Annotated in this window: 24 protein-coding genes; 11 read left to right on the forward strand and 13 right to left on the reverse strand. The window is 35.7% G+C overall.

Translation table 11 applies throughout. The features are described 5' to 3' along the window. Window positions 1-2: 2 nt before the first annotated feature. On the reverse strand, window positions 3-410 hold the full coding sequence (locus tag NPIRD3C_RS05475) for a hypothetical protein (RefSeq protein WP_148703198.1): 408 nt from the start codon (window positions 408-410) through the stop codon (window positions 3-5). 67 nt (window positions 411-477) lie between these two features. Continuing rightward, complete coding sequence (fbp, locus tag NPIRD3C_RS05480) at window positions 478-1,614, reverse strand: fructose-1,6-bisphosphate aldolase/phosphatase (protein WP_148704143.1); 1,137 nt, start codon at window positions 1,612-1,614, stop codon at window positions 478-480. Window positions 1,615-1,744: 130 nt separating this feature from the next. On the opposite strand from fbp, the gene tuf reads away from it, so the two are divergent. Genes tuf through NPIRD3C_RS05495 form a run of 3 tightly spaced genes read left to right on the forward strand, consistent with a single transcriptional unit; the run spans window position 1,745 to window position 3,592 of the window. Continuing rightward, on the forward strand, window positions 1,745-3,043 hold the full coding sequence (gene tuf, locus NPIRD3C_RS05485) for a translation elongation factor EF-1 subunit alpha (protein WP_148703199.1): 1,299 nt from the start codon (window positions 1,745-1,747) through the stop codon (window positions 3,041-3,043). A gap of 11 nt (window positions 3,044-3,054) precedes the next feature. After that, window positions 3,055-3,363 (forward strand): 30S ribosomal protein S10, encoded by a 309-nt coding sequence (gene rpsJ / locus NPIRD3C_RS05490; RefSeq protein WP_008299200.1) that lies wholly within the window; start codon window positions 3,055-3,057, stop codon window positions 3,361-3,363. 22 nt (window positions 3,364-3,385) lie between these two features. Then, window positions 3,386-3,592: a TFIIB-type zinc ribbon-containing protein gene (locus NPIRD3C_RS05495; protein ID WP_148703200.1), complete on the forward strand. Its 207-nt coding sequence runs from the start codon at window positions 3,386-3,388 to the stop codon at window positions 3,590-3,592. Here NPIRD3C_RS05495 and NPIRD3C_RS05500 read toward each other — a convergent pair. Both NPIRD3C_RS05500 and NPIRD3C_RS05505 read right to left on the reverse strand, forming a co-directional pair. Then, window positions 3,589-3,792 carry a C2H2-type zinc finger protein gene (locus NPIRD3C_RS05500; RefSeq protein ID WP_148703201.1) on the reverse strand — a complete coding sequence of 68 codons (204 nt, stop codon included), beginning with the start codon at window positions 3,790-3,792 and terminating at the stop codon, window positions 3,589-3,591. The two genes, NPIRD3C_RS05495 and NPIRD3C_RS05500, sit on opposite strands and share 4 nt — an antisense overlap. Window positions 3,793-3,795: 3 nt before the next feature. Next, window positions 3,796-4,206 carry a hypothetical protein gene (locus tag NPIRD3C_RS05505; protein ID WP_148703202.1) on the reverse strand — a complete coding sequence of 137 codons (411 nt, stop codon included), beginning with the start codon at window positions 4,204-4,206 and terminating at the stop codon, window positions 3,796-3,798. 102 nt (window positions 4,207-4,308) lie between these two features. Between NPIRD3C_RS05505 and NPIRD3C_RS05510 the strand changes: the two genes are divergently transcribed. After that, on the forward strand, window positions 4,309-5,265 hold the full coding sequence (locus NPIRD3C_RS05510; protein WP_148703203.1) for a radical SAM protein: 957 nt from the start codon (window positions 4,309-4,311) through the stop codon (window positions 5,263-5,265). A gap of 43 nt (window positions 5,266-5,308) precedes the next feature. Here the strand turns inward: NPIRD3C_RS05510 and NPIRD3C_RS10980 are convergent, their stop codons facing one another. Beyond that, complete coding sequence (locus NPIRD3C_RS10980) at window positions 5,309-5,431, reverse strand: hypothetical protein (protein ID WP_255464680.1); 123 nt, start codon at window positions 5,429-5,431, stop codon at window positions 5,309-5,311. Between the two features lie 75 nt (window positions 5,432-5,506). Here NPIRD3C_RS10980 and NPIRD3C_RS05515 point away from each other — a divergent pair, with 75 nt between their 5' ends. Both NPIRD3C_RS05515 and NPIRD3C_RS05520 read left to right on the forward strand, forming a co-directional pair. Next, a complete protein-coding gene (locus NPIRD3C_RS05515; RefSeq protein WP_148703204.1) occupies window positions 5,507-6,016 on the forward strand; it encodes a TIGR00725 family protein in 510 nt (169 codons plus the stop codon). Window positions 6,017-6,048: 32 nt separating this feature from the next. Then, window positions 6,049-6,300 carry a hypothetical protein gene (locus tag NPIRD3C_RS05520; protein WP_148703205.1) on the forward strand — a complete coding sequence of 84 codons (252 nt, stop codon included), beginning with the start codon at window positions 6,049-6,051 and terminating at the stop codon, window positions 6,298-6,300. Here NPIRD3C_RS05520 and NPIRD3C_RS05525 read toward each other — a convergent pair. Further along, entirely contained in the window at window positions 6,297-7,439 is a 1,143-nt protein-coding gene (locus NPIRD3C_RS05525; RefSeq protein ID WP_148703206.1) for a 3-hydroxyacyl-CoA dehydrogenase, read from the reverse strand. The genes NPIRD3C_RS05520 and NPIRD3C_RS05525 overlap by 4 nt on opposite strands. Window positions 7,440-7,493: 54 nt before the next feature. Here NPIRD3C_RS05525 and NPIRD3C_RS10630 point away from each other — a divergent pair, with 54 nt between their 5' ends. Genes NPIRD3C_RS10630 through NPIRD3C_RS05535 form a run of 3 tightly spaced genes read left to right on the forward strand, consistent with a single transcriptional unit; the run spans window position 7,494 to window position 8,384 of the window. Then, a complete protein-coding gene (locus tag NPIRD3C_RS10630; protein ID WP_182126903.1) occupies window positions 7,494-7,661 on the forward strand; it encodes a hypothetical protein in 168 nt (55 codons plus the stop codon). Between the two features lies 1 nt (window position 7,662). Continuing rightward, window positions 7,663-7,941, forward strand: coding sequence for a hypothetical protein (locus NPIRD3C_RS05530; RefSeq protein ID WP_148703207.1), 279 nt, complete (start codon window positions 7,663-7,665; stop codon window positions 7,939-7,941). A 35-nt stretch (window positions 7,942-7,976) separates the two neighbouring features. Continuing rightward, window positions 7,977-8,384, forward strand: a complete 408-nt coding sequence (locus NPIRD3C_RS05535) for an HIT family protein (RefSeq protein ID WP_148703208.1) — start codon at window positions 7,977-7,979, stop codon at window positions 8,382-8,384. A 2-nt stretch (window positions 8,385-8,386) separates the two neighbouring features. Here NPIRD3C_RS05535 and NPIRD3C_RS05540 read toward each other — a convergent pair whose 3' ends face one another. Genes NPIRD3C_RS05540 through NPIRD3C_RS05555 form a run of 4 tightly spaced genes read right to left on the reverse strand, consistent with a single transcriptional unit; the run spans window position 8,387 to window position 10,299 of the window. Next, entirely contained in the window at window positions 8,387-9,052 is a 666-nt protein-coding gene (locus NPIRD3C_RS05540) for a ferredoxin (protein ID WP_148703209.1), read from the reverse strand. A gap of 58 nt (window positions 9,053-9,110) precedes the next feature. Then, on the reverse strand, window positions 9,111-9,473 hold the full coding sequence (locus NPIRD3C_RS05545; protein WP_148703210.1) for a cupin domain-containing protein: 363 nt from the start codon (window positions 9,471-9,473) through the stop codon (window positions 9,111-9,113). A 3-nt stretch (window positions 9,474-9,476) separates the two neighbouring features. Continuing rightward, entirely contained in the window at window positions 9,477-9,932 is a 456-nt protein-coding gene (locus NPIRD3C_RS05550) for a cupin domain-containing protein (protein WP_148703211.1), read from the reverse strand. Window position 9,933: 1 nt separating this feature from the next. Beyond that, complete coding sequence (locus NPIRD3C_RS05555; protein WP_148703212.1) at window positions 9,934-10,299, reverse strand: SHOCT domain-containing protein; 366 nt, start codon at window positions 10,297-10,299, stop codon at window positions 9,934-9,936. 78 nt (window positions 10,300-10,377) lie between these two features. Here NPIRD3C_RS05555 and NPIRD3C_RS05560 point away from each other — a divergent pair, with 78 nt between their 5' ends. After that, a complete protein-coding gene (locus tag NPIRD3C_RS05560) occupies window positions 10,378-11,085 on the forward strand; it encodes a hypothetical protein (protein WP_148703213.1) in 708 nt (235 codons plus the stop codon). Here NPIRD3C_RS05560 and NPIRD3C_RS05565 read toward each other — a convergent pair. Together NPIRD3C_RS05565 and NPIRD3C_RS10985 are read right to left on the reverse strand one after the other, a co-directional pair. Then, window positions 11,080-11,901 (reverse strand): tetratricopeptide repeat protein, encoded by an 822-nt coding sequence (locus NPIRD3C_RS05565; RefSeq protein ID WP_148703214.1) that lies wholly within the window; start codon window positions 11,899-11,901, stop codon window positions 11,080-11,082. The two genes, NPIRD3C_RS05560 and NPIRD3C_RS05565, sit on opposite strands and share 6 nt — an antisense overlap. 33 nt (window positions 11,902-11,934) lie before the next feature. Further along, the gene (locus NPIRD3C_RS10985; protein ID WP_255464681.1) at window positions 11,935-12,060 is read right to left on the reverse strand and encodes a hypothetical protein; all 126 of its coding nucleotides are present in this window, start codon (window positions 12,058-12,060) and stop codon (window positions 11,935-11,937) included. 47 nt (window positions 12,061-12,107) lie between these two features. Between NPIRD3C_RS10985 and NPIRD3C_RS05570 the strand changes: the two genes are divergently transcribed. Then, window positions 12,108-12,473: a hypothetical protein gene (locus NPIRD3C_RS05570; protein ID WP_237087612.1), complete on the forward strand. Its 366-nt coding sequence runs from the start codon at window positions 12,108-12,110 to the stop codon at window positions 12,471-12,473. Here NPIRD3C_RS05570 and NPIRD3C_RS05575 read toward each other — a convergent pair. Then, complete coding sequence (locus NPIRD3C_RS05575; protein WP_148704144.1) at window positions 12,463-13,764, reverse strand: aspartate aminotransferase family protein; 1,302 nt, start codon at window positions 13,762-13,764, stop codon at window positions 12,463-12,465. The two genes, NPIRD3C_RS05570 and NPIRD3C_RS05575, sit on opposite strands and share 11 nt — an antisense overlap. Between the last annotated feature and the right edge of the window lie 345 nt (window positions 13,765-14,109).

Genomic DNA, 14,109 nt, shown 5'->3' on the forward strand with positions numbered 1-14,109 from the left:
ATCTAGATGTATCTGAAAATAGTTGGCTTGTCTGACTTTGGAAGATCAGATACTAGCGCAAAATTGTATAGTGGGTATGATTTTTTGTACTGCTTCATAAAACTCCATGCCACATCATGTGTTTTGAATTCTGTTCTCAAGCCATCAATCTGACTCTTTTTTCCAAATACATCAAATGGGACTACTGAATATTGTTTTGGACGGTTGTGGGGTTTTGCCTTTAGGAGCCAAGCAAGTGCAAATACAAAAACTGCTCCCAATACGACGTATTCTCCTGCAACTTTGAAAAAGTCTAGTACTATTACTGGTATAGTTTTACCAAATAATACTGCCATGAAATTTGAAAATGAGATAACAGCTAATGCTGTGAAAATGTATGTCTTCCAGTCAAAAATCTTTTGAAAATCCATTTCTGCCTAAATACAGTAATGTCTTTTTAGATTTAACCATTTCTTATAATTGCAGAGTCCGAACTGGCTAGTCTGGATCTTCGTAATTTTCTTTCTTTTGTCCACTAGAAGTGCTTTCTTCCATTGGTTTCATCTTACTTTCAAGAACATCCATTCTTGCTCTATACCCTTCAGCATATTCTAATTCTGATGGAACAAGTGTTGCTGGATGAATGAATCCTTGACTTCTAATTGCCATTGCTTTTTCTGTTGCTCTTTCTCTAATTAGATCCCAATCTGGAGTTGAGAATCCATCAAATGGACCTGTAAACTTTCCATTATGCATACTAAAAACAAGTGCTTCAACTATTGGAATGCAAAAGTTGATTGTTGCTGCAGAATTTAGTTTCACAGGCATTAAAGGCATGTTGTGACTTCCTCTTGTATTTCCTGCAACAAAGTGTGGATTGTTAAAGACACTTCCTACCTCTTCGGTTGCAGGGAATCTTTTTTGTGTTCTAACAAGACAAATTGGATCGTCTTTTCCAACATATGTTCCTGCAATGTTGTGTAATCTGTCAGTTGATGCAGCTAAAATTGGCTCTCCATCTTTGGTAGTGACAGAATCTACAACATATCTTCCTGGATACATTAATGCAGCTTCAATTGTTGGTTTGTCTTGCCATAATTCTAATTCTGCAATCTGAGCTTTCTCAACATCCATGATGTTCATTTTTACTCCTTCTGCAAGATTCTTGTTTACGATTAATCCTGTGTTACTTAGTGCGTCTACAAACATTCTGTAAATTGGATAGTTGAATGCACCTGGTTCTGTTTTATCCGCTGCAAATACTGTAAATGCTTCATTAGGTCTTTCTTCAAACTCCATCTCTGCAACCCCTGGACCCATACCTTTTACGTTTCCTGAAAATGAATCTTTGAGTAAATCTTGTCCTGCCCCATACAGACCTTCTTCTTTTGCAACTTGAGTTCCTGCCATGAATGCATCCCATGCTAATTTGTGAATCTGTTGGTTGTCTACTCCGTGAGTGTGAGACATTACAATGTGAGTGTCGTCTCCACAATATCCTATGTAATAATCAATAAGCAAATCTGCTGAATTTTTGACGGTATTTTTAATTGCGTCTAACAATCCGTCACTTGGTTTTGTATGTCCACCGACACCACCGACATCGGCTTTGATAACTGAAACTGTAATTTTCATATTTTCCATTTTTGCCCCTTTGATTTATGTGCTTTTAGCAAAGTCTTCTGATCTGAAATTAATTGAAAAATTTTGGATTTTTTTTCAAAAATTCATAACAGTAATAAATGCCCTCAGATACGCACTCTACATGGCAGATAAACCACACTTGAACCTGATTGTTACAGGTCATATTGATAATGGAAAATCAACAACTATGGGTCATTTCTTGATGGATCTTGGTGTTGTAGATGAAAGAACAATTGCAGCACATGCATCCGAATCCGAGAAGACCGGAAAAGGTGATACTTTCAAGTATGCATGGGTTATGGATAACATTAAGGATGAAAGAGAGAGAGGTATTACAATCGATCTTGCATTCCAAAAATTTGAGTCTCCAAAGTACTTCTTTACTTTGATTGACGCTCCTGGTCACAGGGACTTTATTAAAAACATGATTACTGGTGCTTCTGAAGCCGATGCAGCAGTCTTAGTACTTTCAGCAAAAGAAGGTGAAACAGATACTGCAATTGCTGCAGGAGGTCAAGCAAGAGAACACGCATTCTTACTCAAGACTTTAGGTGTAAACCAACTAATCGTTGCAATCAACAAGATGGATGATAGCAACTATTCTGAAGACGCATTTAAAGCCGCCAAAGAAAAGGGCGAAAAATTAGTTAAATCTGTAGGTTACAAACTAGAAAATGTGCCATTCATTCCAGTTTCTGGATGGAAAGGCGATAACTTGGTTAAAAAATCTGAGAACATGCCATGGTACAATGGCAAGACCCTACTTGAAGCATTTGATGACTTTACAGTATCTGAAAAACCAGTAGGAAAACCACTACGTGTTCCAATCCAAGATGTTTATACCATCACTGGTGTTGGTACCGTTCCAGTAGGTAGAGTTGAGACAGGAACTATGAAAGCAGGAGACAAAATTGTTGTAATGCCTTCAGGTGCTCCTGGTGAAATCAAATCTATTGAGACACACCACCAAGAGATGCCATCTGCAGAAGCAGGTGATAACATTGGTTTTAACCTTAGAGGTGTTGAGAAGAAAGATATCAAAAGAGGAGATGTTCTTGGAAGTCCAGATGCTCCTCCAGCAGTTGCAAAAGAATTCAAAGCACAAATTATTGTAATTCACCACCCAACAGCAATTGCACCTGGTTACACTCCAGTTATGCACGCACACACTGCACAAGTTGCAGCAACAGTTACTGAGTTTCTACAAAAGATCAACCCCGCAACTGGTGCCGTTGAGGAAGAAAATCCAAAATTCCTCAAAGTTGGAGATTCCGCAATTGTAAAAATCAGACCGGTAAGACCAACTTGTATTGAAACATTCCAAGATTTCCCTGAGATGGGTAGATTTGCCCTAAGAGATATGGGTGCAACTATCGCAGCAGGAATCGTTAAGGAAATTACCGAAGAGTACAAACCATAGGCGGATTTTTTATGACCCAAACCGCCCGTGTCAAACTCACATCAACAAGTCTACCAAAACTAGATGGAGTATGTGGGGAAATCATGGGTATCGGTAAAAAAACAGGTGTTAAGGTAAAAGGTCCAACACCACTTCCTGTAAAAAGATTACATGTTGCTACTAGAAAGTCACCCTGTGGCAGTGGCACTGAAACCTATGAGAAGTGGGAGATGAAAATGCATAGAAGAATTATCAATATCAACGCTGATGATAAAGCAATCAGACAACTTATGCGACTAAAGATTCCTGATGACGTCTACATTGAACTCTCCTTAACATAATCTCTAAATTACAGAAATTTTGATGATAAACATGGCTGAAGAAAACTTTGATGATGAAGTAGAAGAAACACCTGTTGAAACATTTGATGTAAACTATTCTTGCCTTAGATGTGGAACTATGGTCTCAAATACTGAACTATCTCGTTTACCTGAAATCAAATGTATTTGTGGATTCAGAGTATTTACTAAAGTAAGACCCCCAGTAGTCAAAACTGTAAAAGCAATCTAATTCTCTCTGTCTTTTTTGTAACTGTGCTCTCTTTGCAAATGAGTTCGCATATCTTCCATATTTGAAAAATATTTGTCACACACTTTGCAATCATACTGTAAATCTTTTCCATGAACAATCTGTTTGTGATTCATCAACTCTTCTTGTTTTGAAAATTTACTATCACAACTATCGCATTTTATTTTTTTAAAAAATCTCAACTGTTATCCTAACTCTGCTTTTTTCTCATCCCAGCATTTTCTGCACAGCTGTCCATCTACCTTCCATTTTCCTTTTGGATTGTATCTGATCAGTCCCATCTTGCCCCCACACAATGAACAAAAGTTTTTCTTTTTTCCAAATGATTCTTCTTTTTTATCAAAACATGGCTTGCAAAGAAGTCCCTCCATGTCCCATTGCCATCTTGGCTCCCACAGGTCCGTTATTTTTTGAGTATTCCCGCATTCGACGCATGGTTGTCTTACCTTTCCTTCATAGTACTCCTTTTGTTTTTCAAAATGGCAATCCCCACAAAGTGAACCTTTGATGTTCCATTCTCTTTTTGGTTTGTGCTTGTGAGTTAGTTCTTTGTTGCAAACGGCACAAAATGATGGCTTTTTACTAAATAATCCCATTTTACAAATCTGATGTGAATGTTTTATTCTATATAGCTTATCCTGTTGTTTTATTCTGGCACATTATGAAAATGTTAAATTTTTTGAATTCATATTTTTAATATGGAAATTATGGGAAGAGGATTTAGACAGATCATTCGAGAATCTCCACTGTATTTTCATCTGGGACTAAAAATTGGCGGATACAAGTTATTTGGTAGAAAGAGTCCATTTTATGGCTCAGCTGATATAATCAATGTCTGCAATTTGCATTGCGAACACTGCTACTGGTGGCTAAACCGAAAAGAAAATGAGGATCTCACAACTCAGCAATGGAAAAAAATCATTGATGAAAAGTTCAAGAAGCAACATGTATTTATTGCAACTTTGGTTGGTGGTGAACCTATGATGCGTCCAGACATTGTTGAACTGTTTGTCAAAGAATTTCCAAAAAGAGCATGTGTTGTGACTAATGGAACTTTTCCAATTCCTTACTTTAAGGACATTTACTTTTACTGGATTTCAATAGACGGAGATGAAAAGACGCACAATAAAATTCGTGGAGAAGGTGCATGGGCAAAAACTAGAGAAAATGTTCTAAACTATGTAAAAAACAATGGCCAAAAAGCCTGGAAAGATATATGGATAACAATGACCATAAACTCACAAAATTACAAAACAGTTGAAAAAGTAATTGATGATTGGAAAGACTATACTAATAAAATTGGATTTCAATTCCACACACCGTTTATGGAAAATGATCCTCTTTGGCTTCCATTTGGTAAAGAACGTGACAAAGTAATTGATAGACTAATTGATTTAAAATTAAATTCTCTAAAAAATTATATCATCAATCCTAAAGAACAACTAGAAATTATGAAACAAAATTGGGGTGGAAAAGGAACCACTCCTATTGATTGCCCTACTTGGGCAATTGTTTCAGTTGATCACATGGGTCGGGAAAAACAACCCTGCTGCATAGGAAGTGCTGAGAAAGATTCTATGAAGCCAATATGCGAAAAATGTGGTTTGGGATGTTACTCTGTATTGTTAGGATATGGAATAAAGGGAATGGCTTAATCATAGATTGGATAAAACAAAACAAAAATAACAAAAAAAGCGTTTATTCGCTTAGCAGTTTTTCAAGAGCTTGACTTGCATTTAGCATGCCGTTTCTTTTGGCATACTCTTCGATCATTTTGTATTGTTTTTCAGTAAAACATACTGGCATTGAACGTCTTTCCATACAGAGCAGTGGTATTTTTTACTAATATCCTTTTCTCTCGGAAGATATTTCAAACCATTTTTTGTCTTTAAGACTATGGCAAAGAAAAGACAGATCTTAGTTATTGGCCACAACACAAAGGGATGCCTTCCTAAGCATGAAAAAATTGCTTATGAGATTGGGGCTGAAATTGCAAAATCTGATTCTGTCTTAATTTGTGGTGGTCTGGGTGGGGTGATGATTGCAGCAGCTCATGGCGCAAAGGATGCAGGAGGTCTAACTATTGGAATAATTCCTCAAAATGATCCTGCTGAGGCAAATGAATACTGTGACATTGTAATTCCGACCGGAATGGGATTGGCACGTGATTTTCTCAATGCCTTGTCAGCTGATGGTGTGATAATTGTAGGTGGCGGGTCTGGAACGTTATCTGAAACATGTGCTGCATACATGCACAAAAAACCAATGGTTGCAATTAGAAATCTTGATAGCTCAGTTGATCCATTTATTGGCGGATATCTTGATCACAGAGAAAACATCAAGATAGTTGGAGTGGATACTCCTCAAGAAGCAATTAAAAAAATTCTAGAATTAATATCTCCATAATATTCTTTAGTCAAAAGATTGTATGCTAGGTTATGGCAATTCAAAATGATGAGGAATGCAAACAACTCATTGACAAATTAGACAAAGGATTACCTCCTCAAATGATAGATGAAATCATATCTTATCTTGAAAAAACAAAAAACTCTGAATTTACCATGACTTTGGTAAAATATCTAAACAACCAAAACATTCAATCACGAAATTCTGTGTGGGCACTAAGTAGTCAGATTGCAATGATTGGTGAAGATGTAGGTAAAATAAAAGAACATTTGGGCATTCATTAGTTCTGCATAGACACCAATAATGGGTCTGGTTTGTAAAACTCTCCGTACTCTTGAGCAAGTTTGTTTAACTCTTCTACAATATTTTTGATGCCAATCTCTTTTGCTGTCTCAAATAGTGGTTTTTTGAGACCCAATCCTAATTGAACTGCTTTTTCAATTTCATCAATGTCACTTGCACCATTTGTTACAAGCCATGCTGCATTGTTTAGAATATTTGCAACAATCTGAATTGGGTCACATTTTTGTGCCAGCTCTTCAGATAGTGTAACTCTTTCATATTTGTCATCAGAGTATTTGTAATAACCTTCACCTGATTTTTGCCCCAACTTTTTTTCATCAAACATTTTTTCAACTAGTGGATGTGGGTTGATTACTTTTTTGTCCCTCAAGTGCATCTCAACTGTTGCCTTGTGTATTACATCCATGCCTGTAAAATCTGCTAATTCAAAAATTCCCATGGGAAATCCTAACTTGAATTTTACTGCCGAATCAATCTCTTCAAGAGTTGCTCCAGTTCTATCTTTGACAAAACATGCTTCGTGAACCATTGGAATGAATAATCTGTTAATGATGAATCCTGGGACATCCTTTCTACACAGTACTGCTTGTTTGTTTACTGATTTTACAAAATCTTTAGTCAACTCTGTGACTTGCTGAGATGTTTTTTCTCCTGGAATCACTTCAACTAATTTCATTAGTTGTGGAGGGTTAAAGAAATGAATTCCAATAAATTTGTCAGGCCTAGATGTTGTGTTAGCAATCTCTGTAATTGGTAATGTACTTGTGTTTGATGCAAAGATTACTTCAGGTGCTGCCACCTCATCTAATTCTGCATAAACTTTTTTCTTCAAATCCATTATCTCTGGTACCACCTCTATTACCATCTCTGCATCTTTTACTGCCTCCTTCAAATCTACTACTGGTTTAATTCTACCAAAAATTGCATCCCCTTCTTCTTTTGAAATTTTTTCTTTTGAAACTAGTTTATCTAAACTCCATCTTATTTTCTCCATTGCCTTATCCAAAAATCCTTGCTCGATATCTCTTAGGACAATATTGTATCCTGCAGTGGCTGATACCTGTGCAATACCGTGTCCCATTACTCCTGAACCTAAAACAGTGATATTTTTTATCGTCATGATCTTCCAAAAATCACGTATCCTTTATAATGTATTTCAAAATTTTAACAAAATATGGGTTTGTTCAAACGTAACAAAGACAATGGCAGTAAAACAAAATGTGATACCTGTGGAACAGAACTACATGATCCTGAACGCCTGAAAAGACACATGAAAAAAGCACATGGTAATGTCCCTGCAAAGAAATTAGATCCTAATGCAGGTGATGGCGGTACTTGGTAGAATGGAGATTAGTTCAAGCCAAAAGGCTGGATTAGTCTTTGGAGGTGCATTTGTAGTTGCAGGATTGGTATTGTCTACTTTGGTGTTTCCATTTTGGAATTTAATCCGTGAGGATATCTATGAGGATGTTGAAATTTTGAGCAATGATAATGGAATCTGTTATGTTGAAACTAGTGATGCAATACCAAAAACAATTGAAAATTGTAATCACAAACCTGGTGATGTTACAACTATCAAGTTTGGCAAAGGATTGGCATGGGCAACAGTTGTAGACCCATAATTAACCATTTAATATTAAAAAAAATATGATATGATATGGATTGTATTTTCTGTAAAATAATTGCAAAGGAAATTCCATGTAAAATACTTGGAGAAACTTCTAACTCCATTTCGTTTCTAGATGCATTTCCTCTAGCAAAGGGACACGTTCTAGTAATTCCAAAAAACCACCATCAGAAAATTCAAGACATGTCTGGTGATGAGAATGCCGATTTGTTTTCACTTGTGCATAAAATGATATCTAAAGTTGATTCTATTTCTGGTGCCACTTTGGTTGCAGTACACAACGGAAAAGATGCAGGACAAGAGATACCACATGTACACGTTCATTTAGTTCCAAGAAGTTCTGATGATTCTGCATCTGCAATACATAGCATGTTTGATGGCACATTGAAATTGCCTGAATCCGAATTAGATGAGATATATGAAAAACTAAAAATGTAATTTCAATAAGGATACATTCTTTCTTTCGTGTCTGTGTTTTCTACAATTATTGCCTTTGTGGGACAAGTCATTGCTGCATCCATAATCTTGTTTACTCCTGCACCTTTTTGATTAATTACTGATGATTTTGGATTCATCATTCTTTCTTTGTTAATTTCAAATACGTCTGGAGCAATTATTTCACAGCTACAACAACCAATGCACAAACTCTTGTCTACATCTACAAAGAGATTAGGCTGCTTTTTAGGCTCTTTTGCCTTTTCATATTCTCCATTTCGTCCATCTGGACGAACTCTTGCATTGTATTCTTCCCAAAATTTTTTTTCATACTCTTTCCAAAAGTCAGGATCTCCTTCTTCAAACTCTTTTGTGTACTTTCCCCAGTCTTGCTCTGGAATTTTTTCATCTTCAGGTGCGCCCCATGGTTTTCTTTTGAAGTTTGTTTTTGGTTTTGAATCATTTTGATGATAAACATCATTTCTCTGATGATGATTTTTTTTAAGAAATTCATATGCCTCTGTAATTCTTTTAAATTCCACATCCTCATTTTTGTTCTTACTTTTGTCTGGATGATGCTCTAGTGCCTTTTTTCTAAATGCTGATTTTATCTCCTCTTGTGATGAGTTTGAATCAACATCCAATACCTTGAGGGCCTGATACGCGTTCACTAATTTTAGAGATTTATCATACGTTAAAAATAATTTCGTTTATGCCATGTATGATTATTCATTCTAGTATGATCTCATCTTCTGCTTTCCATGCAGGCTCTACTATGCACAAAAATCGCAAGTTTTCTTCCCCCTTGTTTTCAATATGTTGCTTTGAGTTTGGTGGAACATATATCGAATCATCTTTTTCTAGTTCTAAAACTTCATCATCTACTATCAAATTTGCGCTTCCCTCTAAGATATAGTATATTTCAGATGACTTTAGCTTGTGAATCTTTGATTTTTTTCCTGGCTTTAATGTGAATTGTGCAAGGCTATAGTTAATCTCGTTTAGCGTATTGTGTGGGTGAAAAAATTGTTTGATACTAGTTCCTTCATTTCCTTGGATTGATTCTATTTCTGAATTTTTTCTAACTGACATTCTCTAAATGATATTAATAGCCTTTGTCTTAAAATCTGATTCCCACCAGACTGTCTTGTACTGTGCATTTTTTCGTGGCAAAATATTGATTGCAATATGAGAAAACGTCTTTTTTTTATCCACAGATCCGTGAGTATGGAGTGTCTTTGCAGGTATGTGTACAATGTCCCCTTCGTTTAGAGTAATCTTTTCAGTCTTTTTTATTTTGAAATTGCTTTTACTTGTGCCATACTTTTTAAAAATTTCAAGACTGCCTTTACCTTTGGTTGCAATTAATACTTGGTTTCCATTATGTGCATGAAGTTTTGTTCTAGAACCCTTTTCAAAATGAACATGATAGATGTCTTGATCTTTTGATTTTATTTTCTCTGATAGAACCTTCATCCATGTTTTAGATGTAAACCAATTTGGATTTACATTTCTTTTATCATTAATACCATTGATATTTGATTTTTTCATCTTAAATTCTATCCAGAATCTTCTTTTTCTTTGCCTGAAATTCTTTTTGAGTAATGACTCCTGCCTTTCGAAGTTTTCCTAGTTTCTCAAGTGTTGCCAAATCATCTTCAGTACCTACCCCTGCATTTTTTACAGCAGAAATACCTTCACTAATTTTTTTGGTACCTTTCTTGTGTAGTTGCTCGCTTTCTTTTTTTGCCCTGTTTTGGATTTCTTTGCTTGCCTGTGCTGCCTGTTTTGCAGTCATTGAACCAAACTCTACTGCATCCTCTAATACTTCGTCTGCTCTCTTTACCCCTTCATCAATTGCCTTGTCTGCTTTTTTCAAAAATCTCTCAATATATCCAACTTTCTTTTTTGTTGCCATATCTGTATTTTGAAAAATCTATTATTTAATTCCTAGTAGAATTGGTTTAATAGCTATGATGCTGTATTTTGTTTAGTTTTGGTAAAGTCAAATTATGATGTAAAAACCACAGTTCTAAGAAAGAGCATAGAACAAGATGAGGCAGAGCAGATTGTTGAAGACAAAAAGACCTCACCATTCAAGTCATTGCTTTCAAGACCAAAAAAAGAAGAGGTTCACCTCCATTCCTTAAAATTATACTATGAGTGCATTTTGCTAGTATCTGGAAAGTACATTGCTGATTATTTTAGAAAGGCAGTACATACAATCTCTGTTCCTTCAAATGTAAATGAAGTTGTTTTGGGAGATGGTGTGTTTCCAATCAAATCAAAGTCAACTCTAGAAAAAGCATTTGTTGGAAAGCGAGGAAAAAACAAGATTGACATAAAACTTGAGGAGCATGTCTTTGTTGAAGAGGAAGACGAGCTTGCGTTTGATCATCATGGAAGAGAGATAAACTTTCCATTCAAAGTAAATTCAAAATCAGTTGAAAATTATCCAAAGGGAATACTAGAGCAAAACGAACCAAATGTCAAAAGACCAGAGTTGACATATGATGCAGCTATTGACAAGCTTCAGACGATGCTAAAAAAACCATTGGAAACTGATGTCCGGGATCTTTCTGAAGAATTTGTTTTGCGAGAAATTACTGAACTGTATGTTCCAATATTTGAGGCACGACTCATTGGCCCAAAAAAGAAAGTTGGTCTTATTAGAGTTGATGCGGTTCGCAAAAAAGTATTATAATTTTAGCAACTTTCTGAACTGATCATTGCTGTGCAACTTTGTAAATATTGGCTCTTCTTTTGCCCATGCGCGAATGACTTTGGGACTTACAGATACTGCCTGCTTTAGGAGTTCTAGGGATTCGGGATATCTCTCAAGTGCTGCGAGACTGCGTGATTTTGCATAAACCACATTAACATTGCCTTTGAATTTTTTTAAAATCTCATCAAACACATCTAGTGCTTTTTTGTGTTGCCCTAATTCTGCTAACTGTACTCCTTTTTGAAAGAATGCATCCAAATTATTTGGATATTTTTTGCAAACATTAGAAAAGCAATTCAAGGCTTCCTCGTTTCTTTTGAGTTTTCCTAAAACTATTCCTTTGTAAATTTGGGCATTTGGCTTTTTTGGATCAATTGAGATTGCCTTGTCTAAAATAGTCAAGGCCTCTTCATGCTCTTGGAGTTTGTCTAGTAGTACGCCTTTGTTAAAATAGGCTGATGCGTACTTTGCATCAGCTTCTATTGCTTTGTCGTAATATTCTGCTGCCCCCTGAATGTTGCCAGTCTCTGCCATAGCTATTCCTCTGTTGTTTAGGGCTTGGGCATCTTTAGGATCAACTTCTATCAGTCTGTCAAAGCAAGTAATTGCGTCCTGATATTTTTTTATCTTGTTTAGCGCCAATCCCTTTTGTAGTAATGCCTCTTTGTTTTCTGGCTCTTGTTTTAGAACTTTGTTAAATAATGAAATGGCAGCTTTTGGTTGATTTCTTTCTACCATGTCCATTGCATCATACATTAGGTCTTCAGGATCTTCTTTTTTGCCAAACAGTCCCATTTTTTTTAAAAACCTCTCTTCTATAATCAAACTTTACTGATTATTCAATGATTTGAATTTCTTGATGGCCTCCTTTGCCATATCTTCTTGGGACTTTGCATCTGTATTGGTAGGGTCATCAGTTGCATAGGCATCTTTTACTTCCTTTTTCTTTTCCAATATTTTGTAAAATCACTTATTTTATAAAAACATGAAAATTAGTTCTGGTGTTGTCTGAAATTTCATTTCTAGCTGAAAAAGTGTTTGTTCACAGGTGGCCCCATGATACTCCCTTGTGGAGTGATGAAGTCAAAAAGAAATTAGATGAGACCATCTCCAAAAATTCAAATCCCAAACAAATAACCATCAAAGAAAATATAATTCAAATCCAAGATTTTGAGTTCTCAAAATTAATCAAGATTGGAATCTCTGTACCCTTCTTCAAAGACGAGTGCAGAATGATATTTGAGTGTCAGTTTGGAGAACTGTATGCCCACATACACATCACTGTAAAGTCAAAAGAATATCTAGAAATTTTCCGAAAACTAAAGGCTTGGAAGTCAGAATTCTTTCCAAATGACTCTAATAAATAAAGTCCTCAGATGCCTTTACCATCTTTTTGATATCTGACTTTGAATGTGCATCTGATATTGCGCCAAGTTTTCCTGGTAAGAAAAATATTCCATCATGGGCTATCATCTTAAAGTGATACTTTGCCAATAATTCCCCATCGCATTTTGCAGCCTGAGATGAGTTTGTAATTTCAGTAATTCCGTCTTTTAGAAAATGAGTCATAAACAATGAACCCTTTCCAGTAACTGCAACCTTACCATCAAATGTTTTGGTAATCTCTTTTCTTGCATATTTCCCAATAGAGTTAATTTTAGAATAAATTGATTTTTTACTTTTCAACTCAGATAGTGTAGAAAAACCTGCCACCATTGAGGCAGGATTTGCAGAAAACGTACCTCCACCAACATAACTTCTCTCTGACTTTTTCTTTCCAGTGGTATCTGCATACTCCATGATTTCCTTTTTGCCACACATCACACCAATTGCCATTCCCCCTCCTACAATTTTTCCCAAAGTTACAATGTCAGGATCAAGCTTCATTGTAGGGTATAGGCACCCAAATCTAAATCTAAATCCAGTAACAATCTCATCTAAAATAAATAACGAATTGTTCTTTTTACAAAACTCCTGTACACCTTTCAAGTAATCAACATCAGCTGGAATACATCCTCCACCACCTAGAACTGGCTCTATAATTACACCAGCTAATTCCTTGCAATATTTTTTCAAAATAGAAAGTGATTTTACCAAATCATTGTATGGAATTGATATAATCTGCTCTTCATTTACAACACCACTACTTTCAGACTCTGAAAACGGCCAGTTTACAGATTTTAGTAAATCAGAAGTATATCCGTGCCATCCACCATCAATCTTTGCAATAATTTTTTTCCCAGTTACAGAGCGGGCTAATCTTACTGCATACATTGTAGCTTCAGTTCCAGATGTGACATAACGAATCTTCTCAGCTACTGAAACTGCTTTTGATATTAGTTCAGACAGTAAGATGGTCTGCTCATTTACTGTTCCATACATCCAAGATTTCTCAATCTGTTTTTGTAGATTCTTTTTAACTCCTTTTGGACCGTGTCCTAGAATCAAAGCCCAATGACCCATCCAGTAATCTGTATACTTGTTTGAATCAACATCAATCAAATTTTTTCCTAAAGATTTTTTTACAACAAATGGATATGGTTCATAAAATCTTATGTTATGAGAAACGCCATTGATATGCATCTTTGCTGATTTTGCAAATAGTTTAGCTGATGCAGGAGTTTTCTTTTTGTACTCTTTAGTATAATCCAAAACCAAATTCACAAATTCGCTTCTATCATTTTAACTATTGAAAATGGCGTAGTCATCTGGCACAAATTTTTGAAAACTATATAGTTTTGCAACGTTGAAACATTGTAATTTTTACAACAAATAGCCCCGATCAGGTATAATTTTACGCATGGTTTATATGGATTCTGAGGTGTTGACCTTTTGCATACGTAACGCAATAGGCGGCGCTTGTGATGAAGTATGGTATTATGCCATTTTGTGATTCATGGGCCTCCAGTTACGCATACAAAAATGAGGATTTGATCAAGTGATCAATATCTGAGATGTGAAGATTATGTGCATCCGTCAATTCCAATTAAAGTACAAATGTAC

The organism is Nitrosopumilus piranensis (assembly GCF_000875775.1).
Classification (GTDB): Archaea; Thermoproteota; Nitrososphaeria; order Nitrososphaerales; family Nitrosopumilaceae; genus Nitrosopumilus; species Nitrosopumilus piranensis.